The organism is Rhizobium sp. P1_E6 (genome assembly GCF_056405875.1).
Map to the genome: position 1 here is coordinate 1 of NZ_JBFUBG010000018.1, position 25,646 is coordinate 25,646.

The window sequence follows — 25,646 nt, forward strand, 5'->3', positions numbered from 1 at the left end:
AATCATGATTGTCCTTTGGCACAAGGCCGGCCTCTACGATCCCACCCGCTCCTCTCTCTCCACCTGGCTTTTCCGCATCGCCCGCAACCGGCGCATCGATCTTCAGCGCCGCGCCCAGGTGCGCGTTTTTGACGGGGAGGACCCGACGCTCCAGCCGCCCGAAGAAATGCGCGCTGACGAAATCGTCGCCAATGACGACCGCGACGCGCAGGTACGCGACGCTGTCGGCCAGTTGCCGGAGGAGCAGAGGGCGCTGCTGCAGGCCGCCTTCTTCCTTGGCCAGTCGCATACCGAAATAGCCGAGGCGACCGGCCTGCCGCTCGGCACCGTCAAGTCGCGCATCAGGCTCGCCTTTGGCAAGCTCCGAAACCTGCTGGAGCGGGAGGAGGCCTAAATCGTCTTCATACCGTCTTCGGACTGGTCGGCAAGCACGCGGTCGGCAGCCTCGTAGTGGCTTGACCGGATGTTCCCCCTGACCATGGCAAAGGCTGCCGACAGGACGGCAATGTCGTCCGAAAAGCCGATGACGGCGAAGACATCGGGGATGATGTCGACAGGCATGACGAAGTAGGCAAGTGCCGCCAGGAGCACGCCACGCACCCTGGCAGGTGTCTGCGGATCGAGGGCGCAATAGAAGCCGGCAACCACATCGCGTGAAAACGGTATCTGGCGCACGGCACGACGAAATGTCGGCCAGAATTTCTGCCGCACCGTCTTTTCGCGCCGGTTCTGAGTATCCGCGTCGCCCGGCAACAGGATCTCCCCGTATTTGACCTCGTCCATCCCTGTATCCCTTTTAGTCGCTCCGAACATATGGTGATGGCCGGAACCGATTCAATCGGCCCGCCGCGCCGCCGCCTTCTCCATGGCCTTTGCGAGCTTGAAGTCCAGCTCGGTCAGCCCGCCGGCATCATGGGTGTTGAGCTTCACCTCGACACGGGAATAGACGTTGAACCATTCCGGATGATGGTTGAGCTTCTCGGCCGCGAGCGCCGACTCTGCCATGAAGCCGAAGGCCTCCACGAAACTGGCGAATTTGAAGGTCTTCGAAATCGAACCTGCCGCATCATCGAGCGTCCAGCCCTCCAGATCGCCGAGCAACTCAGTGATGGCCGCCCTTTCCAGCTTTTCCCGTTTCATGTCATGCTCCTTTCATCCTTCCGTAAGGCTCCCAGATGAAACGTATCAGCATCCTCTTTGTTTGCATGGGCAATATCTGCCGCTCACCGCTCGCAGAGGGAATTTTCAGCCGCGTCGTGGCTAGAGCAGGCCTTGATGATGCGGTCCACGTCGATTCCGCCGGTGTCGGCGGCTGGCATCAAGGCGAATTGCGGAACCGCCGCTCGATTGCAACCGCAAGCGCCCACGGCATCGACATTGCCGGGCAACGCGCCCGACGCATATTGGCCGGCGATTTCGAAGATTTTGATCTGATCCTTGCCATGGACCACTCGAATGTTGCGGAACTGCGCCGCCGTTCGCCACATGCGGATAACATTCACCTTTTCGGCGATTTCGCGCTTGGCACCGGCGAAAATATTCCGGACCCCTACTATGGCGGCCCGGAAGACTTCGAGTTCGTCTATGCGAGGCTCTTGAACGGCTGCAATACGCTGGTCGAAAGGCTCGGCACCATCAGCGGCTCGTGGAGCGGGAAGACTTCCTCGGTCAGGTAAGGCCCGCCGCCGACCGATTCGCGCGACGACAGAAGCACGAAGCGCGGCACGGTGAAGGTTGAGGTCTGGAAGTTGCCGCGGCCGGCGAGATACTGCACGACATCGTCGACGCGCGAATATTTCAGCCGGGCGAGCGTGACATGCGGCGTGAACTTGCGCGGGTCCGGCGGCAGGCCGATGCGCTGGCAGATCCGCTCGATCTCGCCCTGCAGGGCGTACATTTCCGGCGAAGGAGAAACCCCGGCCCAGATCGAATGCGGTTTCTTGGAGCCGAAAGAGCCGATGCCATCAAGCCGGAGCTGGAATTCCGGCCGGTCGATCCGGTCGAGGCGCTCGACGATTTCGTCTGCGGTCCGGCCATCGACATCGCCGATGAAGCGAAGTGTGATGTGGTAATTCTCCACATCGATCCATCGTGCTCCGGGAAGACCACCGCGCAACAATGATAGGCTCATCGCCGCATTGCGCGGAATTTCGAGGGCGGTAAAAAGTCTCGGCATAACGAGCACTCCCCGAATCTTTTGCAGGTGCTCACACGGAATCACGCATTACAAACCTGTGCAAGCCCCTATTTCTTCACAGAAGAAATCGTCTCGACGAATTTTGTGACAGCCGGTTCCATCTTCTCCACCATCACATTGACACCCTTGGCATTGGGATGCATGCCGTCGTCGAGCTTCAGACCAGCATCCAGGACCACGCCGTCGAGGAAAAATGGATAGAGTTCAACGCCATGTTTTTCCGCGAGTTTCTGGTAAATCGGGTTGAAGCGTTCGGCATAATCCGCGCCCATGTTCGGCGGCGCTATCATGCCGGCGAGCAGGACGGCGATGCCGCGCTGCTTTAACCGGCTTATCATCTCGTCGAGATTTTTTTCGCTCTGTTCCGGGGGGATGCCGCGAAGCGCATCATTGGCACCAAGCTCGAGGATAACGCCGTCGGTGCCGTCAGGGACAGACCAGTCGATTCGCGCGAGCCCGCCCGTCGTCGTATCGCCGGAGACGCCGGCATTGGTGATCGCAACATCGATCCCCTTGGCTTTCAGGGACGCCTGCAGCTTCTCGGGAAAGCCATCGCCCGGCGGCAATTGGTAGCCCGCCATCAGGCTGTCGCCGAAACCGACCAGATTGATGGTGCGGGCTTCGGCAGCCGTCGAGAAAATCAGTGCGGAAACAATGACGGCGAAGTGAAGGGCGGCAACTTTAAATCTCATAATGCTTTCCCTAGATTGGCTAGGTGCCGTTATGCGGCCATTCGGTTAGGGAATTATATAGGGCGATTTCTGTTGGCCAAAACCATCATCGATCTGAAACAAGCCGATTTGACGCTCGGTAGCGCTGCGGCCTCCGTCCATGTGTTGAAGGGCATTGATCTGGAGATCAGCGCCGGCGAATCCGTCGGCATCGTCGGTCCTTCCGGCTCCGGCAAGTCCACGCTCCTGATGGTGCTTGCAGGCCTGGAAAAGCTCGACAGCGGCGAGATCAACATCAACGACACGCCCCTGCATGCACTGAGCGAGGATCAGGTCGCCGATTTCCGCGGTCGCAACATCGGCATCGTCTTCCAGTCCTTTCATCTGATCGCCAACATGACGGCACTGGAAAACGTCGCGGTGCCGCTCGAGCTCGCCAATATTCCCAACCCTTTTGAGATCGCCCAACGCGAGCTGAACTCAGTCGGGCTCGGCGAGCGCCTGAGCCATTATCCCGGTCAGCTCTCAGGCGGCGAACAGCAGCGTGTTGCAATCGCCCGCGCGCTGGCTCCCTCGCCTGCACTGCTGATCGCCGACGAGCCGACCGGCAATCTTGACACCGATACCGGCCGGCAGATCGCCGATCTCCTGTTCTCCAAGCAGGCCGAACGCGGCATGACCTTGCTGCTCGTCACGCACGATGTCGGCCTCGCCAACCGTTGCTCGCGCCAGATCCGCGTCCGCTCCGGTCGCATTGAAGGCGACAGCGCCGCCCGTCGCTCCGAGGCGGCGATCGCATGAGGATTGTCACACCGCGCATCTCGCTCGCCTTCCGCCTGGCCCTTCGCGAGCTGCGCGGCGGCCTGAAAGGCTTCTACATCTTCCTCGCCTGTATCGCGCTTGGCACCGCGGCAATCGCCGCGGTCAATTCGGTATCTCAGTCGATCACCGATACGATCGCTTCGCAGGGGCAGGAGCTTCTCGCCGGTGATGTTCGCTTCGAACTCAACAACCGCGAAGCCACGCCAGAGGAGATGAATTTTCTGCGCGGCCTCGGGGAGGTTTCCGTCTCCACCGGCCTGCGCTCCATGGCCCGCAAGCCCGACGGATCCGATCAAGCGCTGGTCGAGGTCAAGGCTGTCGACGGGGCCTATCCGCTTTATGGCACCTTCGAAGCAGAGCCGAATTATCCGCTTGCTTCCATGCTATCAGGAGAGGGCGGCACCTACGGCGCCGTTGTCGCCCCGTTGCTGCTGGAGCGGCTGGGATTGCAGATCGGCGACGAATTGCTGCTCGGCAACGTCAAGCTCAGCATCACCGGCACCGTCAAGACGGAACCGGATGCACTCTCTGAAGGCTTCGGTTTCGCCCCCCGTATGCTGGTCAGCCGGAACGCGCTTCAGGCCTCCGGCCTGATCCAGACCGGCAGCCTTGTGGAGCATGCCTACAAGATCAAGCTGGAAGACCGCGGTACGATGGCCGGCATCCAGGCCCGCGCGACCAGAGAATTCCCGTCGGCCGGCTGGTCGATCCGCACCAGCGATCGCGCGGCACCGTCCCTGACGGAAAACATCACCCGCTTCACGCAGTTCCTGACGCTGGTCGGTCTGACCGCACTCATCGTCGGCGGCGTCGGCGTCGCCAATGCGGTACGCGCCTTCCTTGACGCCAAGCGCACGACGATCGCGACCTTCAAGTGCCTCGGCGCGCCAGCGGCGGTCGTCGTCTGGATATACCTGTTCCAGATCGCTCTCATCGCGGCGGGCGGCATCCTGATCGGCCTGGTGCTCGGCGCGCTGTCACCGATGCTGGCGGCACAGTTTCTTGCCCAGTTCCTGCCGGTTTCCACAGATCCGACGCTTTATCCCGGCGCGCTGCTGCTTGCAGCCCTCTTCGGCATGCTGACGACGCTCGCCTTCGCCATCCTGCCGCTTGGCCATGCGCGCGAAGTTCCTGCCACCGCCCTCTTCCGCGAGCAGGGTTTTGAAGCCCGCCGCCTGCCCTCCTGGCCCTATGTGCTGCTTGCCGCGCTCTTCATGGCCTCATTGGCCGGCCTTGCCATCTTTACCGCCTATGACCGCTTCATCGCCGTGGTCTTCGTCGGTGCCATCATCTTCGCCTTCGTCATTTTGCGCCTTGTCGCCGCGCTGATTGCCTGGCTGGCGCGCAGGAGCCCGCGCGTCAGCTCGCCGGCGCTCAGGCTGGCGATCGGCAATATCCACCGCCCCGGCGCTTTGACACCGTCAGTCGTACTCTCGCTCGGCCTCGGCCTTGCATTGCTCGTGACCCTCACGCTGATCGATGGAAACCTGCGCCAGCAATTGACCGGCCGCATGAACGAGGGCGCCCCGAACTTCTTCTTCGTCGATATCCAGAGTGCCGAGGTCGATGCCTTCCGCAACCTGATCCACACCCAGTCGCCGAACGGCAAACTGGTGGAAGTGCCGATGCTGCGCGGCCGCATCATCGCCTTTAATGGCCAGGATGTGACCAAGATGAACGTGCCGGCGGCGGGCCGCTGGGTGCTGAATGGCGACCGTGGCATTACCTACGAGGAAAGCCTGCCGGAGAATTCCGCCCTGACTGAAGGCCAGTGGTGGGGCAAGGATTATAGCGGCGAGCCGCTTGTCTCTTTCTCGGCGGAGGAAGCGCGTGAGCTCGGCCTGAAGATCGGCGATACCGTCACCGTCAACGTGCTCGGCCGCAACATCACCGCCAAGATTGCCAATCTGCGGCGGGTCGAGTGGGAATCGCTGTCGATCAATTTCGTCATGGTGTTCTCGCCGAACACCTTCCGTGGCGCTCCGCATGCATGGTTGGCGACACTGACGGATCCCGCATCCACGGAGACGGAAGACGCCGCAATCCTGAAATCCGTGACCAACACCTATCCGACGATCACGAGTGTCCGCGTCAAGGACGCGATCGATATCGTCAACCAGTTGGTCGGCGAGCTTGCGACCGCGATCCGCGCAGCCGCCTCCGTTGCCCTCATCGCCTCCATCCTCGTGCTGGCAGGAGCGCTGGCCGCCGGCAACCGGGCGCGCACCCATGATGCCGTTGTACTGAAAACCCTCGGCGCGACCCGGACCATGCTGATCCGCGCTTTCAGCTACGAATACCTGATCCTTGGTGTTGCCACCGCCATCTTCGCGCTCCTTGCCGGCGGCGTGGCCGCCTGGTTCATCGTCAGCCGCATCATGCGCCTGCCCTCCACTTTCATGCCTGACGTCGCAGGTGTGACCCTGGTCACCGCCCTCGTGCTGACCGTCGGCATCGGCCTGATCGGCACCTGGCGCATCCTCGGCCAGAAAGCGGCACCCGTTTTGCGCGAGCTGTGACGGGTGAGACGCTCATATCCCTTCACCTTACGGCGATTTAACCGAACGGCTGATTGCAAAGGCCTTGTTTGAAAAGGGCAAAAGCCTCATATTGTCAGCAGGCATGCTGGAGCTCCGCAGCGGCGCCCGGGTCGTGAACCCGACACCGTATTTCCATCGGAGCTTGTAAGAGGAAACTATGGCTGATCTCCGTAACTATCAAAGCCGCGCACAAACCGGCGAAGTGATTGATCAAGGCCTCCGCGCTTATATGCTCAAGGTCTACAACCTGATGGCGCTGGGTCTGGCGATCACTGGTTTGGCCGCCTATTTCGCATTCACCTTCGCTGTGCAGGACGGCCAGCTCACGCAGTTCGGCAACCTGCTGTTCCAGTCGCCCCTGCGCTGGGTCATCATTCTTGCGCCTCTTGCGGCAGTCTTCTTCCTGAGCTTCCGCATTAACCGCATGAGCGTCGCTGCCGCGCAGACGACCTTCTGGGTCTATGCAGCGCTGGTCGGTCTCTCGCTGTCGTCGATCTTCCTGATCTACACGCAGTCGAGCATCACGCAGACCTTTTTCGTGACTGCCGCTTCCTTTGGCGCGCTGTCGCTCTTCGGCTACACGACCAAGCGTGACCTGTCGGCAATGGGCTCGTTCCTGATCATGGGCCTCTTCGGCCTGATCATCGCTTCGCTGGTCAACATCTTCCTGGCTTCGTCTGCCCTGCAGTTCGCAATCTCCGCGATCGGCGTGCTGATTTTCGCAGGCCTCACCGCCTACGATACGCAACGCATCAAGGAAATGTACTTTGAAGCAGACGGTTCTGATGTCGCCGGCCGCAAGGCCATCATGGGTGCGCTGACGCTCTACCTCGACTTCATCAACCTCTTCATGTTCCTGCTGCAGTTCATGGGTAACCGGAAATAAGCAGGGTCGGAATGAAAACGAAAAGGCGGCCTCGGCCGCCTTTTTTGTTGCGAGCAGTTCGCTGGAGTGCTTCAACGGGGCCAGTCCTCCAACAGTGCCGATCGATCCGAAATGCCCCCTATCCTGCGCGACGCCATTCCCTCCGATCTTCCCGCCATTACCGAGATCTACCGCGAATCGGTGCTGAACAGCACCTCGAGCTACGAGATCACGCCGCCGACCGAAGCGGAAATGACGGCTCGCTTCTCCATCATCCGCGAGCAGGGCTACCCCTACATCGCTGCAACGGGCGAGGACGGAACCCTGCTTGGCTACGCCTATGCCTCCGCTTTCCGCACCCGCCCGGCCTATCGCTGGCTGGTCGAGGATTCGATCTATCTAGGCACGGAGGCGCGCGGAAAGGGTATCGGCAAACTGCTCCTTAGAGAGCTGATTTCCCGCTGCACGGCATCGGGTTTTCGGCAGATGACCGCGGTCATTGGCGGCGCGAGCCCTGCGTCGATCGCGCTTCACCGTTCGCTCGGTTTCGAAGAGCTCGGGCTGATGAAAGGCGCCGGCTACAAGCACGGCCGCTGGCTGGATACGATGCTGATGCAGCGAATACTCGGCGAAGGAACGGAAACGCATCCCGACCCCGCTGCCTATCCGGGCAACCTATTCAAGGGGTGATATCGCCTATTTGTCGACGAGCTTCAGCGACTTGTCGAAGACCTTCAGCACCAGTCCGAGCTCGTGGCCGCGCTTCAGGATCATTCCGTTGATGTTGACGACCGAATAGGCGCCCTGCTTGGCCGCGAGTTTCGGGTTTTTCTCGATGCGAAAAAGCGGCATTTCGCCCGAACGCTTGAAGACGGAGAAAACTGCCTTCTCCCTGGTGTGGTCGATGGCATAGTCTTTCCACTCGCCCTCACCCACCATGCGACCATAGATCCATAGAATCTGGTCGAGCTCCCGCCGGTGAAATGTCACCGGCATTGGGTCCTTGTTTTGTCTGTATTCCTTGAGATCAACGACGGTTGAAGAGCTATTGTCGACGGAGCGGCTTTCGCCGTGTCGCAAATCCGGCGTATCTGTCATCAGACTCCCAAGACCTCCACGTGTGACAGGAGAGTGACAGTTTGCCCGAGCCGCGGCAAATTGCAAGGGCACGGACTATCACACTGGGGACGAAACCTGCTTTCTCCGCAGCGCCGCATTTCAGTCAAAACAGCGCCTCATTTCCAAGAGAACTATAGGTTCCAGTTTGGCGCCAGCGCGCCAAAGGGCCCGGCGGAGCGTATCGACCTTAACCCCAGCCCCGAATACGCTTGGCCGGGCCGCCTGACATTCATCCGCAAGCGGATGAAATTCCTAGATATTTTTTCCCGCCATGACGACGGCCGCACCGAGGATTGCGCCCGGATCGCCGTTAGCTGTCACGGATTGCAAGAGAATCGCCGAGCCTTCCAGATCCGGTTTTTCCATGACGCTCGCCGGCAGGGTGAGCGTCATGGCCTTGCCGTCCCACATGCCGACAGTCTCCACATCGGTCACGCTGTGAAGGTAGGAAATCTTCTGGCCGCTGTTTTCGCCCTTCTCGACGTCGATCGTTTTTTCCTTGTCGAAATAAACGATCACAACATTGGCCTTGCCCTGGCCGGCACCGAGTTTGATCTCCAGCTCGTCGCCGCGCATGCGAGCATTAACAGGCACGGTCAGACCTTTGCCCTCATCCGCATAGCCGTTGACCTTGCCGTTGATGCCGGCAAGGTCCGCACCTGCGAGATGGTCACGGCCATTGACGATCGCCTGCGGCGTATAGATGTTGCTGCGGCCCATCATGCGGGCATAGCCGTACTGCCGCTCCGTATTTTCCTTTGAGCTCAGCGTGTCGGCCCAGCCGAGATAATTCCAGTAATCGACGTGATAGGCGAGTGCGATGACATTGCCCTGGCTGACGAGCTTGCGGAACGCAGCGTCTGCCGGCGGACAGGAGGCGCAGCCCTGCGCCGTGAATAGCTCAACGACGCCTTTCGGCGCGCCGTCTTCAGCCAGGAGCGGACCTGCAAACGCAAGCCCGGCGATCAGCGGGATCATAAAACGCGGGGACATTCACCAGCACCTCTTTTTCAGCGCCGACAGCGGTCTTCAACCGCCGGCTCTGAGATATGAACGTACGAATAATCCTTCCGGGTCCAAACGGAAAGTCACGAACGGGTGAGACGGAGGCCCAGGCGGATTGCGGCCGAAACACATCACCGTGAGCAGTGAAACAGCTCCGTTTTCCGCAAAGAAAAACCGCCGGAAATCGCTTTCCGGCGGTGATTATCAGGCAAGTATCTTAACAATCAGGCTGCGAGATCGCGCAGAACCGTCTGCAGGATGCCGCCATTGTTGAGGTAGACGACCTCGTCCAGCGTGTCGACGCGCGACAGCAGCGGAACGTCCTTCACCGTGCCATCGGCATAAGTGATCTTGGCGATCTTCTTTTCGCGCGGCTTGATGTTCTCGAGGCCTTCGATGGTGACGATTTCGTCACCCTTCAGGTCGAGGCTCTGCCACGTCGTGCCTTCTTCGAAGACGAAGGGGATAATGCCCATGCCGACCAGGTTCGAGCGGTGGATGCGCTCGAAGCTCTGAGCGATGACGGCCTTGACGCCAAGCAGGTTCGTGCCCTTTGCAGCCCAGTCGCGCGAAGAGCCGTTGCCGTATTCAACACCGGCGAAGATGACCAGCGGGACGCCTTCGGCCTTATACTGCATGGCCGCATCGTAGATCGACGTCTCTTCCTTGGACGGATAGTGAATGGTGTAGCCACCTTCCTTGCCGTTCGCGCCCAGCATGAAGTTACGGATGCGGATGTTGGCGAAGGTGCCACGCATCATCACCTCATGGTTGCCACGACGCGTACCGTACTGGTTGAAGTCGGCAACGGCGACGTCATGGCCGAGCAGGTAGGCGCCTGCCGGCGAAGCAGCCTTGATCGAACCGGCCGGGGAAATGTGGTCGGTGGTGATCTTGTCGCCGAAGAGGCCGAGAACGCGGGCGCCCTTGATATCGGAAATGCCGGTACCCTTCTTGCCCATGCCGACGAAATAGGGCGGGTTCTGAACATAGGTCGAATCGTCGTCCCAGGCATAGGTCTGGCCTGGGGGAACCTGAACGGCCTGCCAGTTTTCGTCGCCCTTGAAGACGTCGGCATACTTGGTTTCGTAAAGCTCGCGGGTGACATATTTCAGGATGAATTCCTGAACCTCGTGCGAAGTCGGCCAGATATCCTTCAGGAACACCGGATTGCCATCCTGGTCTTCGCCGATCGGCTCATTGGTCAGATCCTTCTGAACCGTACCGGCAAGAGCGTAGGCGACGACGAGCGGCGGCGAGGCGAGGTAGTTCGCCTGAACGTCCGGCGAGATGCGGCCTTCGAAGTTGCGGTTGCCCGAGAGCACGCCGGAAACGATCAGGCCCTTGTCGTTGATCGTCTTGGAGATCGGCGCCGGCAGCGGGCCGGAATTGCCGATGCAGGTCGTGCAGCCGAAGCCGACGAGGTTGAAACCGAGCTTGTCGAGGTCAGCCTGCAGGCCGGACTTGGCGAGATACTCGCCGACCACCTGCGATCCGGGAGCGAGCGAGGTCTTGACCCACGGCTTGGTCTTGAGGCCCTTGGCAACGGCGTTGCGGGCGAGAAGGCCGGCAGCGATCAGAACCGACGGGTTCGACGTATTGGTGCAGGACGTGATGGCGGCAATCGCCACATCGCCATGACCGAGATCGAAATCCGTGCCTTCGACCGCATAACGGTTGTTTAGCTGGCCGGGCTTCTTGTAGTCGGCATCCATCGAGCCGGCGAATCCGGCAGCAATGTTCTCAAGCGCGATACGGCCTTCCGGGCGCTTCGGGCCGGCCATCGACGGGACAACATCGCCGAGGTCGAGTTCCAGCGTATCGGTGAAGACGAGCTCGGAACCGTCGCCGTCACGCCACATGCCCTGGGCCTTCGAATAGGCTTCAACGAGGGCGATCCGGTCATGCGTGCGGCCGGACATGGTGAGATAGTTGATGGTTTCGCCGTCGACCGGGAAGAAGCCGCAGGTCGCGCCGTATTCCGGGCCCATGTTGCCGATCGTTGCGCGGTCGGCGAGTGGCATGTTGTCCATGCCCGGGCCGAAGAATTCCACGAACTTGGAAACGACGCCCTTCTTGCGCAGCATCTGCACGACGGTCAGAACGAGGTCGGTCGCGGTGACGCCTTCCTTCAGCTTGCCGGTCAGTTTGAAGCCGATGACTTCAGGCAGAAGCATCGAGACCGGCTGGCCGAGCATGGCCGCTTCAGCTTCGATACCGCCGACACCCCAGCCGAGAACGCCGAGGCCGTTGATCATCGTCGTATGCGAGTCGGTGCCGACGCAGGTATCCGGATAGGCGATCGTTTCGCCGTCCTCTTCCTTCGTCCAGACTGTCTGGCCGAGATATTCGAGGTTGACCTGATGACAGATGCCGGTGCCCGGAGGAACGACGCGGAAATTCTTGAATGCCTGCTGGCCCCACTTTAGGAAGCGGTAACGCTCGCCATTGCGCTGGTATTCCAGCTCGACGTTCCTGGCGAAAGCCTGCGGCGTGCCGAATTCGTCAACGATAACAGAGTGGTCGATGACGAGGTCAACGGGAACGAGCGGGTTGATCTTTTCCGGATCGCCACCGAGGGAGACCATTGCATCGCGCATTGCAGCCAGATCGACGACGGCGGGAACGCCGGTGAAGTCCTGCATCAGCACGCGGGCCGGACGATAGGCGATCTCGTTCTCGACGGCGCCCTTGTTATCAAGCCATTCGGCGACGGCAAGGATGTGCTCCTTGGTAACCGACTGGCCGTCTTCGAAGCGCAGCAGATTTTCCAGCAGCACCTTCATCGAATAGGGGAGCTTCGATACGCCGGGCAGGCCGTTTGCCTCAGCCTTCGGCAGGCTGTAGTAGACGTAGTCCTTTCCACCGACGGAAAGCGTGGACCGACAATTGAAACTGTCAAGAGATTTAGACACGAGAGACCCCGTTTCTGATAGCCAACACAGTCGTGCGAACGCCTATGCACTTAATGCACATCAGGATGCGGGTACGGCCATTTCCGCTGTCCGCACGTGAGGAGAAGACCCCAAGTTCGGCGCAAGGATGAAATTCACGCCGACCGCTGGCGTGGTTGCAGGTCTTATAGATAATTTCGTAAAGACTTGCCATAGCAACAAAGGTCGAAATTTTACATTTTTTGAGCCTGCCCACGAGCGCAATGAAGAAAGAACCGATGCATGCATCTCATCGCTGAAAATCTTGCTGCCCGGCGCGGGGAAGATCTGATTTTCGTTAACGTTTCCTTTCACTTGCAGGCCGGAGAGGCACTAATTCTGACGGGTAAAAACGGATCGGGAAAGTCCACTTTATTGCGGGTCATCGCCGGTCTTTTGAGGGCGGAAAAAGGCTCCGTCACGGTCTCTGATTCGTTCGGTGCCGAGAGGCGCCCGGCGGCCGAAGCGAGCCACTACCTCGGCCATCGTAACGCCATGAAGACTGAACTTACGGTTGCAGAGAATCTGGATTTCTGGCGATCTTTTCTGGGGGCCGGCAGTGAGCCCGGCCTCGGCACCGAGGAAGCTGCCGAGGCCGTTGGCCTGCCCGGCATCACACATCTACCATTCGGCTATCTTTCTGCTGGCCAGCAGCGCCGCTTCGCCTTCGCCAAGCTTCTGGTCGCACACCGCCCGGTCTGGATCCTGGATGAGCCGACTGCGGCGCTGGATGCAAGCGCGGACAAACTGTTTGCGGAATTGATTGAAGGCCATCGCCGAGAAGGCGGCCTCGTCATCGCGGCAACGCACCAGCCGCTGGGATTGGATGGGGTTAAGGAATTGAAAATGACCGGCTTTGCCGGTGTAGATCAAGGGGTGTGGGGATGACCGCCCTCTTCCTTCGCGATATCAGGCTTTCCATCCGCGCCGGCGGCGGAGCACTCATCGGCATTCTCTTCTTTCTGACGATCGTCGCGGTCATCCCCTTCGGCGTCGGACCCGACCTTGCGCTTCTCGCCCGCATCGGCCCCGCCATCGTCTGGATCGGCGCGCTGCTTGCAGCCCTTCTCGGCCTCGATCGGCTGTTCCAGGCGGAGCGCGACGATGGCTCGCTCGATCTGATGCTCATGCAGGAAACACCGCTGGTCCTGACCGTGCTCGTCAAATGCGCGGCGCACTGGACAGCAACCAGTTTGCCGCTCGTCATTGCCTCACCGCTGCTCGGCCTTTTCATGAACATGAACGAGACGGCGATTGGCGCAACCATGCTCACCCTCCTCGTCGGCTCGCCGGCCATCACCTTTATCGGTGCGGTCGGCGCCGCTGTTGCCGTCGCATTGCCGCGTGGCGGACTGCTGGTATCGGTGCTGATCCTGCCACTGACGATCCCGGTGCTGATCTTCGGCGTCAGCGCCACCTACGCGGCGGTCGAGGGACCATCGCCCTTCCTGCCGCCTTTTCTGATCCTCATCGCCCTGACGCTTTTCTTTGCCGTCATCGGCCCGGCGGCGGCTGCGCTGGCGCTTAGAAACACAGCGGATTGATCGGCGCTTCGATTGCGGCTCCGCACGGATCAAGGTAAGGAAGCGGATATGAGCGAAACGAGCCTGGCCATCAGCAAATTCAGTGATCTCGCCAACCCGACACGGTTTCTGGCGCTGGCATCGCGCGTCATTCCATGGCTGGCGGGTATCACCGCCCTCTGTTTCGTGGCTGGTCTCTATTTGAGCTTCTCGACCGAAGGCGACTACCAGCAGGGCGAGACCGTGCGCATTATGTATATCCACGTGCCGTCTGCCTGGCTCGCCATGATGTGCTACACGATCATGAGCATTTCGGCGATCGGCACGCTCGTCTGGCGCCACCCTCTGGCAGACGTTTCGGCCAAGGCCGCAGCCCCGCTCGGCGCCGCCTTCACCCTGCTTGCGCTCGTCACCGGCTCGCTCTGGGGCAAGCCAATGTGGGGCACATGGTGGGTCTGGGATGCGCGGCTCACCTCTGTCTTCATCCTTTTCCTGATGTATCTCGGCCTGATCGCGCTGAGCCGTGCGATGGACGATCCTTCGAAGGCTGCACGTGTTACCGCCATCCTGATCCTCGTCGGCTTCGTCAATATCCCGATCATCAAGTTCTCGGTCGACTGGTGGAACACCCTGCATCAGTCGGCAAGCGTTCTGCGCCTTGACGGCCCGGCAATCGATCCTGAGTTTCTGCGCCCGCTCCTGATCATGGCAATCGCCTTCACGCTGCTGTTCTTCACGCTGCATCTAATGGCGATGAGAAACGAGATCTGGCGCCGCCGCATTGCCTCCCAGCGCCGGATGGCCGCCCGTATGGCAAACCGGGAGGAATAGCGGTGGGCTCCTACGCTTTCTACGTTTACGGCTCCTATGGTTTCGCCGCCCTGGTGACGATTGCGGTGACGCTCTGGACCTGGTCTGACGGCCGTGCCCGCCAGAAGGAATTGGCAGCGCTCGAGGCCGCCGGCATCCGTCGCCGTTCTGCCCGACCGAAGGACGGTGAATGACCGAAGCTCAGCAAGACAATAAGCCGAAGAGCCGCGGCGTCAGCCGCTATGCTTTTGCACTGATCCCGCTCGTCGTCTTCGGCGGCATCGCCGCAACCGCTGGCAAGATGCTCTACGACCAGGATTTCCACGGCAAGAACATCGCCGAAATCCCCTCCGCGCTGATCGGCACCAAGGCGCCGTCGCTGAACCTGCCGCCGCTCGAAGGCTCCAGCCTGCCGGCGCTGACGGACGAGGCGGTCAAGGGCAAGCTCACCCTCGTCAATGTCTTCGCCTCCTGGTGCATTCCCTGCCGCGACGAACATCCTCTGCTCAAGCAGCTAGCCGAGGATGGACGACTGAACATCGTTGCCATCAACTACAAGGACAAGAACGAGAACGCGCTGCGTTTTCTCGGCGAACTCGGCAACCCCTACCATGCCATCGGCGTCGACCCGAACGGCAAGGCGGCGATCGACTGGGGTGTCTACGGTATTCCGGAAAGCTATCTCGTCACGCCTGACGGTACGATCATCTACAAGCGTGTCGGCCCCTTCGACGATATCAGCCTGAAGGAAGGGCTGTTTCCCGCGATGGAGAAGGCGCTGGCCAAGCCGGCCTCCTAAGCGCCGCCCTGCCAGACCTTGATCGCCTCGACCGGCCAGATCAGCATAAGCACGTTGAGCGTCAGGTTGTCCCGGATCACATAGCCGGTGAAAAGCTCGAAGAAGATGGCAATAGCGACCGTCAGCACGACGGGAGCCCGCCAGGCGAAGAAGAAGCCGACGGCCATGAAGATCGTATCCATCGCCGAATTGATGATGCTGTCGCCGTAGTAATCGAGCGAGATCGTCGCCGTACGGTAGCGATCGATGATCAGCGGCGAATTTTCCAGAAGCTCCCATCCGGATTCGATGAGCACAGCCAGAAGCAGTTTCACCGCAAGCGGTTTGCCGCGAAGCACGAGATGCGCAAGCCCGTAGAACAGGAAACCGTGGATGATATGCGACGGCGTGTACCAGTCGGACAGATGCTGCGAATTGCCGCTGGAATTGACCGTGCCTTCCCAGAGCTTGACATAGCCGCAGGTGCAGATTGGCACGCGGCCCAGCAGATATTCGATCACGATCTGTGCGACCAGCACTGCCAGGCAGGCAGAAAACCAGAAGATCTGATGCCGCGATCGGGCGGCGCCCTCGACTGCCGTCACTTCTCGCTTTCCGCCTCGGTAGAAATGCTGTGCTTCAGCACCAGCGGCATCTGCGCCATGGTGAAGATGATGGTGATCGGCATCGTGCCCCATACCTTGAAGGCGATCCAGAAACTGTCGGAGAAATTGCGCCAGACGACTTCGTTCAGTACCGCAAGGAACAGGAAGAAGATGCCCCAGCGGATCGTCAGCTTGCGCCATCCTTCGGCATCGAGCTGAAAGGCGGCGTTGAAGACATAGCCGAGCAGCGACTTGCCGAAGGCAAGCCCCCCGAGCAGCGCAAAGCCGAAGAGCGCATTGACGATCGTCGGCTTCATCTTAATGAAGGTCTCGTTCTGCAGCCAGATCGACAGAGAGCCGAAGATCACGACGACGATGCCTGAAACGAAGGGCATGATCGGCAGATGGCCGAGCATGATCTTCGAAACGACGAGCGAAATTATGGTCGCGGCCATGAACAGCGCTGTCGCCACGAAAAGCGGGCCGCCGAGTTCGGTGAGTGCGGGAAAGCTTGTTACCAACCATTCACCGCGCAGATTGGCAAAGAAGAAGACCAGAAGCGGCCCGAGTTCGAGCGCCAGTTTCAGAAGCGGGTGATGCCGGTCTGCGGCGCTGGGAGTGATATCGCTTTCAGTCGTCATACTTCTTCAAACCTGCTTTTTTTTGCAATGCATGCAAGCCATCAACGGCTAATCTGTGGCATCATTGGCCAATGCCGGCAATGGCCTGCGCAAAATCCTCGGCCTCAAACGGTTCGAGATCGTCGACGCCTTCCCCGACACCGATGAAATAGACCGGCAGCTTATGCTTGGCCGAAATCGCCACCAGAATGCCACCGCGCGCCGTGCCGTCAAGCTTGGTCATGATAAGGCCGCTGACGCCTGCGACATTGCGGAAGATTTCGACCTGATTGAGCGCGTTCTGGCCCGTCGTCGCGTCGAGCGTCTGCAGAACCGTGTGCGGCGCATCGGGATCGAGCTTGCCGAGCACGCGCACGATCTTCTCGAGCTCGGCCATCAGCTCCGTCTTGTTCTGCAGGCGGCCGGCCGTATCGATGATCAGCACATCGCATTTACTGGCCTTCGCCTGTTCGAAGGCATCATAGGCAAGACCCGCCGCGTCGGCGCCAAGTTTGGTGCCGATGAATTCCGACTTGGTGCGATCGGCCCAGATCTTCAGCTGCTCGATGGCCGCAGCGCGGAACGTATCGCCGGCAGCCAGCATCACCTTGAGGCCCGAGCCGGAAAGCTTGGCTGCAAGCTTGCCGATCGTCGTCGTCTTGCCGGTGCCGTTGACGCCGACGACGAGGATGACATGCGGCTTGTGCGAGAGATCGAGCTGCAGCGGTTTGGCGACCGGCTTCAAAACCTTGGCGATTTCGGCCGCCATGATGCGGCTCACATCCTCACCGGTCACATCCTTGCCGTAGCGCTCGGAAGCAAGCGTATCGGTGACGCGCATTGCCGTCTCTACACCGAGGTCGGCCTGGATCAGCAGGTCTTCCAGATCCTGCAACGTGTCGTCGTCCAGCTTGCGCTTTGTGAAGAGCGCGGTGATCTGGCTGGTGAGCTGTGATGATGTGCGCGCCAGGCCATTGCGCAGGCGCTGGAACCAGGAAAGCCTTGGCTGCGTCGTAAGCACAGATTCGGGCTCTGCGGTCGGTCCGGTTGCGAAGCCTTTGGGAAGAACCGGCTCGGCCGCCTGTGCCTCTTCAATGACCAGCTCTTGCGCGACGACCTCTGCGGCAGGAATTTCCTCGGCAAGCGTTTCGACGATCTCGGCCAGGCGCTCGTCGTCGGCGCCCCAATCCGGCATCCGCTCGTCTTCGACAGCATCAACGGAAACCGTCGGGCTTTCCTCGGCCGCCGCTTCCGCCTCAAGCAGCGATAAAGGCACGACACCCATGTCGCCGAGATGATCGACAGTCGGCAACACATCCGACTCGGCTTCGACGGGTTCCTGCTCAGCTATGGCTTCATCGAAGTCGGCCGCAGGTCCACCGGCGGTGTCCATTTCTTCAGCGAGGACGGGATCGTCTGCAACCGGCAGATCTTCGTCGCGCGAACGCGGCTCCAGTTCCCGTTCGACGGCATCCGGCACAGGCTCTTCCGCCGGCTTGCCGAAGGTGAAGACCTTTTTGATGAAACTGAGCGCCATGAGCTGTCCGTGAAGTCAGGCCGCCGCGGCAGCCGTCAATTGCATGTCGAGATGCTTGCCGTTGTGGCCAGATATCGTCGCTTCGACGATATCGCGCGGACGAAGACCGGGGACAGTGACAAGCGTGAAGTTTTCCGTGTGGGCAAGACCGTTGTTTTCCACCAGCAGCCATTGCCGCGTTCCGACCATCTTGTCCAGATGGCGCCGGTGCAGCATCTGTCCAGTGGCGCGGAGGCGAGCGGCGCGGTCCTTGATCAGCGAACGGTCGAGCTGCGGCATGCGCGCAGCAGGCGTGCCGGGCCGCGGGCTATAGGGGAAGACGTGCAGATGCGCGATGTCAGCCTCTTCCGCCAGCCGCACCGTATTCTCGAACATTTCTTCGGTCTCCGTCGGAAAACCGGCGATCATGTCCGCGCCAAAGCTCATGTCCGGCCGCAGCCGGCGGACGTCCTCGATAAAGCGCAGGGCATCGTCGCGCAGGTGCCGGCGTTTCATGCGTTTCAGGATCATGTCATCACCATGCTGCAGCGACAGGTGCAGATGCGGCATGAAGCGCGGCTCGTCGGCAATCAGGTCCATGAGATGGCGATCGGCCTCGATGCTGTCGATGGAAGACAACCGCAGGCGGCGGATATCCGGTACCTGTTTCAAAAGCGTCTTTGCCAGCAGCCCGAGTGTCGGCTGGCCTGGGAGATCGTCGCCATAACTTGTGGCGTCGACTCCGGTCAGCACGATTTCGCAATAGCCGCTTTCGACGAGATTGCGCGCCTGATCGACCACAGCGCCCATGGGCACGGAGCGCGAATTGCCGCGGCCATAAGGAATGATGCAGAAGGTGCAGCGATGGTCGCAGCCATTCTGCACCTGGATGAAAGCGCGTACATGACCATCGATGTGTTTGACCATCTGCGGCGCAGTGTGGCGCACGCTCATGATGTCGTTGACACGCAGCTTCTCTTCTGCCGAAACACCGAAATCAGGAAGCGCGCGGTAGGAAGCTGCCTTCAGCTTCTCCTCGTTGCCGAATACCGCATCGACCTCGGCCATTTCGGCAAAGGTCTGCTTCTCCGTCTGGGCCGCGCAGCCGGTGACGATGATGCGGGCATGCGGATTGTCGCGGCGCGCGCGGCGGATCGCCTGGCGGGCCTGGCGTACGGCCTCGCCGGTCACGGCGCAGGTATTGACCAGAATCGCATTGTTGAGCCCGGCCGCTTCCGCCTGCGATCTCATCACTTCGGATTCATAAGTATTGAGACGGCAGCCGAAGGTGATGACCTCGACGCCGCTCACCGCGCTTCCGCCCCGCGTTCGGCATCGCGCGACCACATACCGGTCGACGGATCGACCAAGCCGGACCATTCCCATTCGGCAGGCCCGGTCATCACGACATGATCATCCTCGCGCCAGTCGATGATGAGCGGTTGACGGATAGGACTTGAAGCGACGTCAATGCTCACCTTCCGGCCCGTGCGGCCGGTGCGTGCGGCGCTGACGGCGGAGGCACAGGCAGCCGAACCGCAGGCAAGCGTCAGGCCCGCACCGCGTTCCCACGTCCGCGTCCGCAGTGCTGAATCCGAGATGACCTGCGCCAGGGTGATATTGGCCTTTTCCGGGAAGATCGGATGGTTTTCGAGCAGTGGCCCGAAACGCTCGAGATCGAAGCTCATCGGATCGCGGTCGACCCAGAAGATCGCATGCGGATTGCCCATAGACATGGCCGAGGGCGAATGCAGCACGGGACTGTCGATCGGCCCGATCTGCAATTCGATACGGCTGGTATCGTAGAATTCTTCCGCCAGCGGAATGCGGTCCCATTCAAAAACCGGCCGGCCCATGTCGACCGAGATCGTGCCGTCGTCATGCTCGACAGCATTCAGGATGCCGGCGACCGTCTGGAAGGTGAAGGCCTTCTTGCCGGTTTCGGCGGCCAGCGCCTGCACGACGCAACGCGTACCGTTGCCACAGGCCTGCGCCTTGGAACCGTCGGAATTGAGGATGTCGATATAGGCGTCAGTGCCCTGCGCCTTCGGATCATGGATCGCCATGATCTGGTCGAACTGCGTGTCGGAGGCAGCATTGAGCGCGATCGCCGCCTGCGGCGTCACCTTGTCGGTCCGTCCGCGCATGTCGACGACCAGAATCTTGTTGCCAAGCCCGTTCATCTTCGCGAATTCGACCGTGTTGCTCATCTGACCATATCCACTGCGTTTCGGCTGTATATGGCGGAAATGCGCAGGGATTACCAGTGGGTGAGCGCCGGACGGGCATCGTCCTCTTCCTCACGCGCCGAGGCTACGTCCGCGAAATCAGAAGGAATGAGGCCCAGTTAACCCTGGGACCGGGCGCCATTCAGATTTCCCGCAGCGTGCCGTCGGAATTGAAGGATGCTACATGGGCTTCGACGATAGCCGCGGTGATGACCTTTCTCAGCTCATAGACCAGCAAGCGGGACCGTTTACGATCCAGATCCTGTGCTGCCTTCGCCAGATTCAAGCCTTCGTTCAAAACAATAGTATGGGCGCGCGCCAGCGCCCAGTCCTGGATGTCAGGGTTTATCATTCGATATCTCCACCGATTCATTCGGGATCAAGGATATTCACGAATCATTTTACAGAATGCACTTAAATAGAAAGTAGAATCATAAGCGAAATATTTTGCAACCGGCCTTTATAGCGAATTCGGCTCTTCGGTTGAAATACTCATCTTTGGGGCACCAGATATCGGTAATTTATTAGAGACAACATTTTAGTTTATATGAATATATACTTCCTTTGCCACTACAGATTGCACAGGAAAATATGCTCGCGGCCGCCTCTCGTAAAACGTCGGAAAAATTCGCCAAGCCGTCGCTAGTCGCATTCGCCTTGACTTTCACGAAGCTTTCCTGTTTATCGCGCAAAATCTGCGACGAGCATTAGACTCCGAGCCGCCGACCGGGACATGGATACCGGAGGTCAACACCCGACAGCGCGCTGCGCCCTCGGGTGCTTTTTGGCTTTGCGTCTTGTTTTCGTCAAGGAAAAGCACGACGTTCGGGACATCCCAAAACTCCCCGAAACGTAGCAAGGAAGAGCCGATGTTTGAGAACCTCCAGGACCGTCTTGGTTCCATCCTGAATGGACTGACAGGCCGTGGTGCGCTTTCGGAAAGTGATGTTTCCGCAGCGCTGCGCGAGGTTCGCCGTGCGCTTCTGGAAGCCGACGTTTCGCTCGAAGTCGTCCGCTCCTTCACCGACCGCGTACGTGAAAAGGCCGTCGGCGCCGAGATCCTGAAGTCGATCAAGCCCGGCCAGATGGTCGTCAAGATCGTTCATGACGAGCTCATCGAAATGCTCGGTGGCGAAGGCGTTGGCGTCGATCTGCATGCACCCGCACCCGTCGTCATCATGATGGTCGGTCTGCAGGGCTCGGGTAAGACGACGACGACGGCAAAGATTGCCAACCGGCTGACGACGCGCGAGAAGAAGAAGGTGCTGATGGCATCGCTCGACACGCGCCGTCCGGCCGCGCAGGAGCAACTTCGCCAGCTCGGCGCTCAGGCAAATATCGACACGCTGCCTGTTATTGCCGGCCAGTCTCCGACTGATATCGCCGCACGCGCCGTGCAGGCCGCCAAGCTCGGCGGACATGATGTTGTCATTCTCGACACCGCAGGCCGTACCCATATCGACGAGCCCTTGATGGTCGAAATGGCCGATATCAAGAAGAACTCGAACCCGCACGAAATCCTGCTGGTCGCCGACAGCCTGACCGGTCAGGACGCCGTCAACCTCGCCCGTAGTTTCGATGAGCGCGTCGGCATCACCGGCCTCGTGCTGACCCGTATGGACGGCGACGGTCGCGGTGGTGCTGCCCTTTCCATGCGCGCCGTCACCGGCAAGCCGATCAAGCTGATCGGCGTCGGCGAACGAATGGGCGAGCTGGAGGAGTTTCATCCCCGCCGTATCGCCGACCGCATTCTCGGCATGGGCGACATTATTTCGCTCGTCGAAAAGGCGGCCGAAAACATCGACGCCGAAAAGGCCGCCGCCATGGCCGCCAAGATGGCCAAGGGCAAGTTCGACCTGAACGACCTCGCCGACCAGCTGAGGCAGATGCAGAAGATGGGCGGCATGGGCGGCATCATGGGCATGATGCCCGGCATGGGCGGCATGAAGGACAAGATGGCTGCCGCCGGCCTCGACGACAAGCTGTTCGGCCGCCAGATCGCCATCATCCAGTCGATGACCAAGGCCGAGCGCGCCAATCCCGACCTGCTCAAGCATTCGCGCAAGAAGCGCATCGCCGCCGGCTCCGGCACCGATGCCGCCGCCATCAACAAGCTTCTGAAGATGCACCGCCAGATGGCGGATATGATGAAGATGATGGGCGGCAAAGGCAAAGGCGGCATGATGAAGCAGATGATGGGCGGCCTTGCCGGCAAGATGGGGCTGGGGGGCCTCGGCGGCATGGGCGGCATGCCCGATCTCTCGAATATCGACCCGAAGCAGCTCGAAGCGCTGCAGAAGCAGGCGGAAGCCGCGGGTCTCGGAAAGCCGGGTGGGGGTATGCCCGGTCTAGGCGGAGGCTTGCCGGGCGGATTGCCCGGTCTTGGCGGCGCAAAGCTGCCGGGCCTCGGTGGTGGTTTCCCGGGTCTGCCCGGATTGCCCAAGAAGAAGTGAAAGGATCGCCTGCCCCATGATTGATCCAGACGTCAAAGCCCAGCTCGCCAAGTACCGTCAGTCGATCGACAATATCGATGCGGCGCTTGTGCATGTTCTTGCTGAACGCTTCCGCTGCACCAAAGAGGTCGGCGTGCTGAAGGCAAAATACAATCTGCCGCCGGCTGATCCGGCGCGCGAGGAATACCAGATCGCCCGTCTTCGGCAGCTTGCCGAAGATGCGCATCTGGATCCGGATTTCGCTGAGAAGTTCCTGAACTTCATCATCAAGGAAGTCATCCGGCATCATGAGCAGATCGCTGCGGACCACGCTGAACAGAGCGCCGCAGCCCGATAACCATGCCGCTCAACGAAGCGGTTCAAGAAAAGCCTAAGGAGTAAAGAACATGGCACTGAAAATTCGTCTCGCACGCGGTGGTTCCAAGAAGCGCCCGTACTACCACGTCGTTCTCGCCGATGCCCGCAGCCCGCGTGACGGCCGCTTCCTTGAGAGCCTCGGTTCCTGGAACCCGATGCTCGCCAAGGACGACGAGAAGCGCGTTCAGCTGAACGGCGAACGCATCAAGCATTGGCTCGACCAGGGCGCCCTGCCGACCGACCGTGTACTGCGCTTCCTCGACGAAGCCGGTATCTCCAAGCGCGAAGCCCGCAACAACCCGGAAAAGGCAAAGCCGGGCAAGAGGGCCCAGGAGCGTGCAGCAGAAAAGGCTCAGAAGGCTGCTGACGCTGCCGAAGCCGCTGCTTCTGCTTCCGCCGAATAATCTGTTCCGATCCCACCAGAACGGGCGGCATGGCGACATGCCGCCCGTTTTCGTTTCCATTCCCTCGCACTTCGTTTATGAGAAGCGTGATCTCGGCTTCTGCCTGCGTTCGAATGAAGGAACCCATGACCAAGCTTGAAAATCCGGTGCTGATGGCAACCATTGGCGGCGCACAGGGGATTCGCGGCGAAGTGCGTGTGAAGGCCTATACGGCCGACCCGACTGCACTCGGCGACTACGGCCACCTGTACAGCATGGACGGACGCAGCTTCGAGGTCCTTGAACTGCGCGAGATGAAGAATATGGTCGTCGTGCGCTTCCGCGGCGTCAACGACCGCAACGCCGCCGAGGCGCTGAACGGATTAGAACTCTATATCGAGCGTGACAATCTGTCCGACGAGGAGCTGGAGGACGACGAGTTCTTCTACGCCGATCTGGAAGGGCTGGAAGCATTCGACGATCACGGCGTCAGCTACGGGACCGTGACCGGTGTCTTCGATTTCGGCGGCGGCGATCTGCTGGAGCTCAAAGGTCCCGGCAAGCGTCCGGTTCTGATCCCTTTTTCGGAAGCCTCCGTGCTGGAAATCGATCTCGAGGCCGGCAAGCTATTGATCGATCCGCGTGCAGCCGGACTTATCGACGATCCTGACGATCTGAAGGGTCTTACGTCAGGCAAGCCGAAGAATAAGAAGTAAACGCCATGGCTTTCCGGGCGACCGTGCTGACACTCTACCCGGAAATGTTTCCGGGCCATCTGGGCTTTTCGCTCGCCGGCAAGGCGGCCGAGCGCGGACAATGGTCGCTCGACACCGTGCAAATTCGCGATTTCGCGACCGACAAACACCGCACCGTCGATGATACGCCAGCCGGCGGCGGCGCCGGTATGGTGCTGAAGCCTGACGTACTCGCCCGCGCCATCGACAGCGCTTCTGAAAACGACAATCGCCCCCGCTTGTTGATGAGTCCACGCGGCAAACCGCTCACTCAGGAGCGCGTACGTGAACTTGCTGCCGGCGACGGTGTCCTCATCGTCTGCGGCCGCTTCGAAGGCGTCGACCAGCGTGTGATCGAGGCGCGAGAACTCGAAGAAGTCTCGATCGGCGATTATGTTCTGTCCGGTGGCGAGCCGGCGGCGCTGATCCTGCTCGATGCGATCGTACGCATTCTGCCGGGCGTGATGGGCAATGATCTCTCGGGCCTGCATGAAAGCTTCGAGGGCGGACTGCTGGAGCATCCGCACTACACCCGTCCGCAGGAATGGGAAGGCCGCGAGATTCCCGCAATCCTGATATCGGGCAATCACGGCGCCATCGAGAAATGGCGACACGAAGAGGCGATTGCACTGACGAAGGAACGGCGGCCGGACCTGATTACGGCGCAAAAGCCCGAAAAAGCCGGCTGATTCCACAAATTTGCCGTCCAAGGGATGACACGCGGAAGTCTTTCGTGTAATGGCGCACGCGGAAATGGGGTTTATCCCCGTCTGCCAGCAAACAAAGAATGGCGAATCCGCTCCCGCCCGCAAGGGCAAACTCCGGAGGCATCGACCGATGGACAGTGTGAGCGCTCTGGCTGTTTCAGAAGAACCAAAGGTTAAGACGATGAACATCATTCAGCAGCTTGAGGCCGAACAGGCCGCCAAGATCGAAGCCAAGCGCACACTTCCGGAATTCTCCCCGGGCGACACCCTCCGCGTCAACGTGAAGGTTACGGAAGGCACCCGTACCCGCGTTCAGGCCTACGAAGGCGTCTGCATCGCCCGCTCCGGCGGAGGCCTGCAGGAAAACTTCACGGTCCGCAAGATCTCTTACGGCGAAGGCGTCGAGCGCGTATTCCCGGTTTACTCGCCGATGATCGAAAGCGTCGACGTCGTTCGCCGCGGTAAGGTCCGTCGCGCCAAGCTCTACTACCTGCGCGACCGTCGCGGTAAGTCTGCACGTATCGTTGAAGACACCGGCGTCCGCGCCCGCAAGCTCAACGATGCCGAACGCGCTGCCGTTGCCGAGGAAAAGGCACGTATCGAAGCTGAAAAGATCGCAGCAGCTCAGGCTCTCGCCGCCGAAAAGGCAGCAGCAGAAGCCGCTGAAGCAAAGGCCGCCGCTGAAGCTGCCGAAGCCAAGGCTGCCGCAGAAGCCGCAGCCGCTGCTGAAGGTTCGGCTGAATAAGCAGCTCGCGAAAGCGAAAATCATTGCATGGAAAA

Annotated in this window: 30 protein-coding genes; 17 read left to right on the forward strand and 13 right to left on the reverse strand. The window is 60.3% G+C overall.

All coding sequences use genetic code 11. The features are described from left to right. Positions 1-394 (forward strand): sigma-70 family RNA polymerase sigma factor (locus tag AC1D35_RS11855; protein ID WP_477938623.1); only part of this gene is annotated, 394 nt, incomplete at its 5' end. Here AC1D35_RS11855 and AC1D35_RS11860 read toward each other — a convergent pair. Next, positions 391-783 carry a YkvA family protein gene (locus AC1D35_RS11860; protein WP_113308707.1) on the reverse strand — a complete coding sequence of 131 codons (393 nt, stop codon included), beginning with the start codon at positions 781-783 and terminating at the stop codon, positions 391-393. The genes AC1D35_RS11855 and AC1D35_RS11860 overlap by 4 nt on opposite strands. A gap of 51 nt (positions 784-834) precedes the next feature. Then, positions 835-1,140 (reverse strand): 4a-hydroxytetrahydrobiopterin dehydratase, encoded by a 306-nt coding sequence (locus AC1D35_RS11865; RefSeq protein WP_113299625.1) that lies wholly within the window; start codon positions 1,138-1,140, stop codon positions 835-837. Between the two features lie 35 nt (positions 1,141-1,175). Between AC1D35_RS11865 and AC1D35_RS11870 the strand changes: the two genes are divergently transcribed. Next, entirely contained in the window at positions 1,176-1,676 is a 501-nt protein-coding gene (locus tag AC1D35_RS11870) for a low molecular weight protein-tyrosine-phosphatase (protein ID WP_113308706.1), read from the forward strand. On the opposite strand, the gene thpR is transcribed toward AC1D35_RS11870, so the two are convergent. Next, positions 1,583-2,176 carry an RNA 2',3'-cyclic phosphodiesterase gene (gene thpR, locus AC1D35_RS11875; RefSeq protein ID WP_113299623.1) on the reverse strand — a complete coding sequence of 198 codons (594 nt, stop codon included), beginning with the start codon at positions 2,174-2,176 and terminating at the stop codon, positions 1,583-1,585. The two genes, AC1D35_RS11870 and thpR, sit on opposite strands and share 94 nt — an antisense overlap. A 68-nt stretch (positions 2,177-2,244) precedes the next feature. After that, complete coding sequence (locus AC1D35_RS11880) at positions 2,245-2,889, reverse strand: arylesterase (protein WP_113299622.1); 645 nt, start codon at positions 2,887-2,889, stop codon at positions 2,245-2,247. Between the two features lie 72 nt (positions 2,890-2,961). On the opposite strand from AC1D35_RS11880, the gene AC1D35_RS11885 reads away from it, so the two are divergent. The 4 genes from AC1D35_RS11885 (at position 2,962) to AC1D35_RS11900 (ending at position 7,785) form a co-directional block, all read left to right on the forward strand. After that, the gene (locus AC1D35_RS11885; RefSeq protein WP_113299621.1) at positions 2,962-3,669 is read left to right on the forward strand and encodes an ABC transporter ATP-binding protein; all 708 of its coding nucleotides are present in this window, start codon (positions 2,962-2,964) and stop codon (positions 3,667-3,669) included. Beyond that, positions 3,666-6,209 carry an ABC transporter permease gene (locus AC1D35_RS11890; RefSeq protein ID WP_113299620.1) on the forward strand — a complete coding sequence of 848 codons (2,544 nt, stop codon included), beginning with the start codon at positions 3,666-3,668 and terminating at the stop codon, positions 6,207-6,209. The genes AC1D35_RS11885 and AC1D35_RS11890 overlap by 4 nt, the downstream gene beginning before the upstream one ends. 178 nt (positions 6,210-6,387) lie before the next feature. Further along, a complete protein-coding gene (locus tag AC1D35_RS11895; RefSeq protein WP_113299619.1) occupies positions 6,388-7,116 on the forward strand; it encodes a Bax inhibitor-1/YccA family protein in 729 nt (242 codons plus the stop codon). A 111-nt stretch (positions 7,117-7,227) separates the two neighbouring features. Beyond that, a complete protein-coding gene (locus AC1D35_RS11900) occupies positions 7,228-7,785 on the forward strand; it encodes a GNAT family N-acetyltransferase (RefSeq protein WP_113308705.1) in 558 nt (185 codons plus the stop codon). Between the two features lie 6 nt (positions 7,786-7,791). On the opposite strand, the gene AC1D35_RS11905 is transcribed toward AC1D35_RS11900, so the two are convergent. The 3 genes from AC1D35_RS11905 to acnA all read right to left on the reverse strand — a co-directional run bounded on the left by AC1D35_RS11905 (position 7,792) and on the right by acnA (position 12,134). Further along, positions 7,792-8,193, reverse strand: a complete 402-nt coding sequence (locus tag AC1D35_RS11905; protein WP_113299618.1) for a DUF2794 domain-containing protein — start codon at positions 8,191-8,193, stop codon at positions 7,792-7,794. A gap of 273 nt (positions 8,194-8,466) precedes the next feature. Beyond that, complete coding sequence (locus AC1D35_RS11910) at positions 8,467-9,207, reverse strand: DUF1223 domain-containing protein (protein WP_113308704.1); 741 nt, start codon at positions 9,205-9,207, stop codon at positions 8,467-8,469. Positions 9,208-9,443: 236 nt separating this feature from the next. Then, positions 9,444-12,134, reverse strand: coding sequence for an aconitate hydratase AcnA (gene acnA, locus AC1D35_RS11915; protein WP_113299616.1), 2,691 nt, complete (start codon positions 12,132-12,134; stop codon positions 9,444-9,446). 261 nt (positions 12,135-12,395) lie between these two features. Here acnA and ccmA point away from each other — a divergent pair, with 261 nt between their 5' ends. Genes ccmA through AC1D35_RS11940 form a run of 5 tightly spaced genes read left to right on the forward strand, consistent with a single transcriptional unit; the run spans position 12,396 to position 15,284 of the window. After that, positions 12,396-13,040 (forward strand): heme ABC exporter ATP-binding protein CcmA, encoded by a 645-nt coding sequence (gene ccmA / locus AC1D35_RS11920; RefSeq protein ID WP_113308703.1) that lies wholly within the window; start codon positions 12,396-12,398, stop codon positions 13,038-13,040. Further along, positions 13,037-13,696 (forward strand): heme exporter protein CcmB, encoded by a 660-nt coding sequence (gene ccmB / locus AC1D35_RS11925; RefSeq protein WP_113308729.1) that lies wholly within the window; start codon positions 13,037-13,039, stop codon positions 13,694-13,696. Before ccmA ends, ccmB begins: the two co-directional genes overlap by 4 nt. Positions 13,697-13,744: 48 nt before the next feature. Then, positions 13,745-14,506 carry a heme ABC transporter permease gene (locus tag AC1D35_RS11930; protein ID WP_113308702.1) on the forward strand — a complete coding sequence of 254 codons (762 nt, stop codon included), beginning with the start codon at positions 13,745-13,747 and terminating at the stop codon, positions 14,504-14,506. Between the two features lie 2 nt (positions 14,507-14,508). Beyond that, positions 14,509-14,679, forward strand: coding sequence for a heme exporter protein CcmD (gene ccmD, locus AC1D35_RS11935; protein ID WP_113299612.1), 171 nt, complete (start codon positions 14,509-14,511; stop codon positions 14,677-14,679). After that, positions 14,676-15,284: a DsbE family thiol:disulfide interchange protein gene (locus AC1D35_RS11940; RefSeq protein ID WP_113308701.1), complete on the forward strand. Its 609-nt coding sequence runs from the start codon at positions 14,676-14,678 to the stop codon at positions 15,282-15,284. Before ccmD ends, AC1D35_RS11940 begins: the two co-directional genes overlap by 4 nt. Here AC1D35_RS11940 and AC1D35_RS11945 read toward each other — a convergent pair. From AC1D35_RS11945 to AC1D35_RS11970, 6 genes are all read right to left on the reverse strand, one after another. After that, positions 15,281-15,868, reverse strand: a complete 588-nt coding sequence (locus tag AC1D35_RS11945) for a DUF2585 domain-containing protein (protein ID WP_113308700.1) — start codon at positions 15,866-15,868, stop codon at positions 15,281-15,283. The two genes, AC1D35_RS11940 and AC1D35_RS11945, sit on opposite strands and share 4 nt — an antisense overlap. After that, the gene (locus tag AC1D35_RS11950; protein WP_113299609.1) at positions 15,865-16,509 is read right to left on the reverse strand and encodes a septation protein A; all 645 of its coding nucleotides are present in this window, start codon (positions 16,507-16,509) and stop codon (positions 15,865-15,867) included. The genes AC1D35_RS11945 and AC1D35_RS11950 overlap by 4 nt, the downstream gene beginning before the upstream one ends. Positions 16,510-16,570: 61 nt before the next feature. After that, positions 16,571-18,025 (reverse strand): signal recognition particle-docking protein FtsY, encoded by a 1,455-nt coding sequence (gene ftsY / locus AC1D35_RS11955; protein ID WP_113308699.1) that lies wholly within the window; start codon positions 18,023-18,025, stop codon positions 16,571-16,573. Between the two features lie 15 nt (positions 18,026-18,040). Continuing rightward, positions 18,041-19,315 carry a tRNA (N(6)-L-threonylcarbamoyladenosine(37)-C(2))-methylthiotransferase MtaB gene (gene mtaB / locus AC1D35_RS11960; protein ID WP_113308698.1) on the reverse strand — a complete coding sequence of 425 codons (1,275 nt, stop codon included), beginning with the start codon at positions 19,313-19,315 and terminating at the stop codon, positions 18,041-18,043. After that, positions 19,312-20,214, reverse strand: coding sequence for a diaminopimelate epimerase (gene dapF / locus AC1D35_RS11965; protein ID WP_113308697.1), 903 nt, complete (start codon positions 20,212-20,214; stop codon positions 19,312-19,314). Before dapF ends, mtaB begins: the two co-directional genes overlap by 4 nt. 160 nt (positions 20,215-20,374) lie before the next feature. Then, complete coding sequence (locus AC1D35_RS11970; RefSeq protein ID WP_477938624.1) at positions 20,375-20,605, reverse strand: hypothetical protein; 231 nt, start codon at positions 20,603-20,605, stop codon at positions 20,375-20,377. Positions 20,606-21,101: 496 nt separating this feature from the next. Here AC1D35_RS11970 and ffh point away from each other — a divergent pair, with 496 nt between their 5' ends. From ffh to rplS, 6 genes are all read left to right on the forward strand, one after another. Further along, the gene (gene ffh / locus AC1D35_RS11975; RefSeq protein ID WP_113299604.1) at positions 21,102-22,685 is read left to right on the forward strand and encodes a signal recognition particle protein; all 1,584 of its coding nucleotides are present in this window, start codon (positions 21,102-21,104) and stop codon (positions 22,683-22,685) included. Between the two features lie 16 nt (positions 22,686-22,701). Then, on the forward strand, positions 22,702-23,022 hold the full coding sequence (locus AC1D35_RS11980; protein ID WP_113299603.1) for a chorismate mutase: 321 nt from the start codon (positions 22,702-22,704) through the stop codon (positions 23,020-23,022). 49 nt (positions 23,023-23,071) lie between these two features. Beyond that, complete coding sequence (rpsP, locus tag AC1D35_RS11985) at positions 23,072-23,446, forward strand: 30S ribosomal protein S16 (protein ID WP_113299602.1); 375 nt, start codon at positions 23,072-23,074, stop codon at positions 23,444-23,446. A gap of 125 nt (positions 23,447-23,571) precedes the next feature. Beyond that, positions 23,572-24,141 carry a ribosome maturation factor RimM gene (gene rimM / locus AC1D35_RS11990; protein WP_113308728.1) on the forward strand — a complete coding sequence of 190 codons (570 nt, stop codon included), beginning with the start codon at positions 23,572-23,574 and terminating at the stop codon, positions 24,139-24,141. Positions 24,142-24,146: 5 nt separating this feature from the next. Next, positions 24,147-24,848 (forward strand): tRNA (guanosine(37)-N1)-methyltransferase TrmD, encoded by a 702-nt coding sequence (gene trmD / locus AC1D35_RS11995; RefSeq protein ID WP_113308695.1) that lies wholly within the window; start codon positions 24,147-24,149, stop codon positions 24,846-24,848. 199 nt (positions 24,849-25,047) lie between these two features. After that, positions 25,048-25,611: a 50S ribosomal protein L19 gene (gene rplS, locus AC1D35_RS12000; RefSeq protein WP_113299660.1), complete on the forward strand. Its 564-nt coding sequence runs from the start codon at positions 25,048-25,050 to the stop codon at positions 25,609-25,611. Positions 25,612-25,646 lie beyond the last annotated feature (35 nt).

Bases quoted from the DNA above. Each gene is read 5' to 3' on its own strand.
- AC1D35_RS11860 (WP_113308707.1), bottom strand. From the start codon at position 783: ATGGACGAGGTCAAATACGGGGAGATCCTGTTGCCGGGCGACGCGGAT.
- AC1D35_RS11865 (WP_113299625.1), bottom strand. From the start codon at position 1,140: ATGAAACGGGAAAAGCTGGAAAGGGCGGCCATCACTGAGTTGCTCGGC.
- AC1D35_RS11870 (WP_113308706.1), top strand. From the start codon at position 1,176: ATGAAACGTATCAGCATCCTCTTTGTTTGCATGGGCAATATCTGCCGC.
- thpR (WP_113299623.1), bottom strand. From the start codon at position 2,176: ATGCCGAGACTTTTTACCGCCCTCGAAATTCCGCGCAATGCGGCGATG.
- AC1D35_RS11880 (WP_113299622.1), bottom strand. From the start codon at position 2,889: ATGAGATTTAAAGTTGCCGCCCTTCACTTCGCCGTCATTGTTTCCGCA.
- AC1D35_RS11890 (WP_113299620.1), top strand. From the start codon at position 3,666: ATGAGGATTGTCACACCGCGCATCTCGCTCGCCTTCCGCCTGGCCCTT.
- AC1D35_RS11895 (WP_113299619.1), top strand. From the start codon at position 6,388: ATGGCTGATCTCCGTAACTATCAAAGCCGCGCACAAACCGGCGAAGTG.
- AC1D35_RS11900 (WP_113308705.1), top strand. From the start codon at position 7,228: ATGCCCCCTATCCTGCGCGACGCCATTCCCTCCGATCTTCCCGCCATT.
- AC1D35_RS11905 (WP_113299618.1), bottom strand. From the start codon at position 8,193: ATGACAGATACGCCGGATTTGCGACACGGCGAAAGCCGCTCCGTCGAC.
- AC1D35_RS11910 (WP_113308704.1), bottom strand. From the start codon at position 9,207: ATGTCCCCGCGTTTTATGATCCCGCTGATCGCCGGGCTTGCGTTTGCA.
- ccmA (WP_113308703.1), top strand. From the start codon at position 12,396: ATGCATCTCATCGCTGAAAATCTTGCTGCCCGGCGCGGGGAAGATCTG.
- ccmB (WP_113308729.1), top strand. From the start codon at position 13,037: ATGACCGCCCTCTTCCTTCGCGATATCAGGCTTTCCATCCGCGCCGGC.
- AC1D35_RS11930 (WP_113308702.1), top strand. From the start codon at position 13,745: ATGAGCGAAACGAGCCTGGCCATCAGCAAATTCAGTGATCTCGCCAAC.
- AC1D35_RS11940 (WP_113308701.1), top strand. From the start codon at position 14,676: ATGACCGAAGCTCAGCAAGACAATAAGCCGAAGAGCCGCGGCGTCAGC.
- AC1D35_RS11950 (WP_113299609.1), bottom strand. From the start codon at position 16,509: ATGACGACTGAAAGCGATATCACTCCCAGCGCCGCAGACCGGCATCAC.
- ftsY (WP_113308699.1), bottom strand. From the start codon at position 18,025: ATGGCGCTCAGTTTCATCAAAAAGGTCTTCACCTTCGGCAAGCCGGCG.
- dapF (WP_113308697.1), bottom strand. From the start codon at position 20,214: ATGAGCAACACGGTCGAATTCGCGAAGATGAACGGGCTTGGCAACAAG.
- AC1D35_RS11970 (WP_477938624.1), bottom strand. From the start codon at position 20,605: ATGAATCGGTGGAGATATCGAATGATAAACCCTGACATCCAGGACTGG.
- ffh (WP_113299604.1), top strand. From the start codon at position 21,102: ATGTTTGAGAACCTCCAGGACCGTCTTGGTTCCATCCTGAATGGACTG.
- AC1D35_RS11980 (WP_113299603.1), top strand. From the start codon at position 22,702: ATGATTGATCCAGACGTCAAAGCCCAGCTCGCCAAGTACCGTCAGTCG.
- rpsP (WP_113299602.1), top strand. From the start codon at position 23,072: ATGGCACTGAAAATTCGTCTCGCACGCGGTGGTTCCAAGAAGCGCCCG.
- rimM (WP_113308728.1), top strand. From the start codon at position 23,572: ATGACCAAGCTTGAAAATCCGGTGCTGATGGCAACCATTGGCGGCGCA.
- trmD (WP_113308695.1), top strand. From the start codon at position 24,147: ATGGCTTTCCGGGCGACCGTGCTGACACTCTACCCGGAAATGTTTCCG.
- rplS (WP_113299660.1), top strand. From the start codon at position 25,048: ATGAACATCATTCAGCAGCTTGAGGCCGAACAGGCCGCCAAGATCGAA.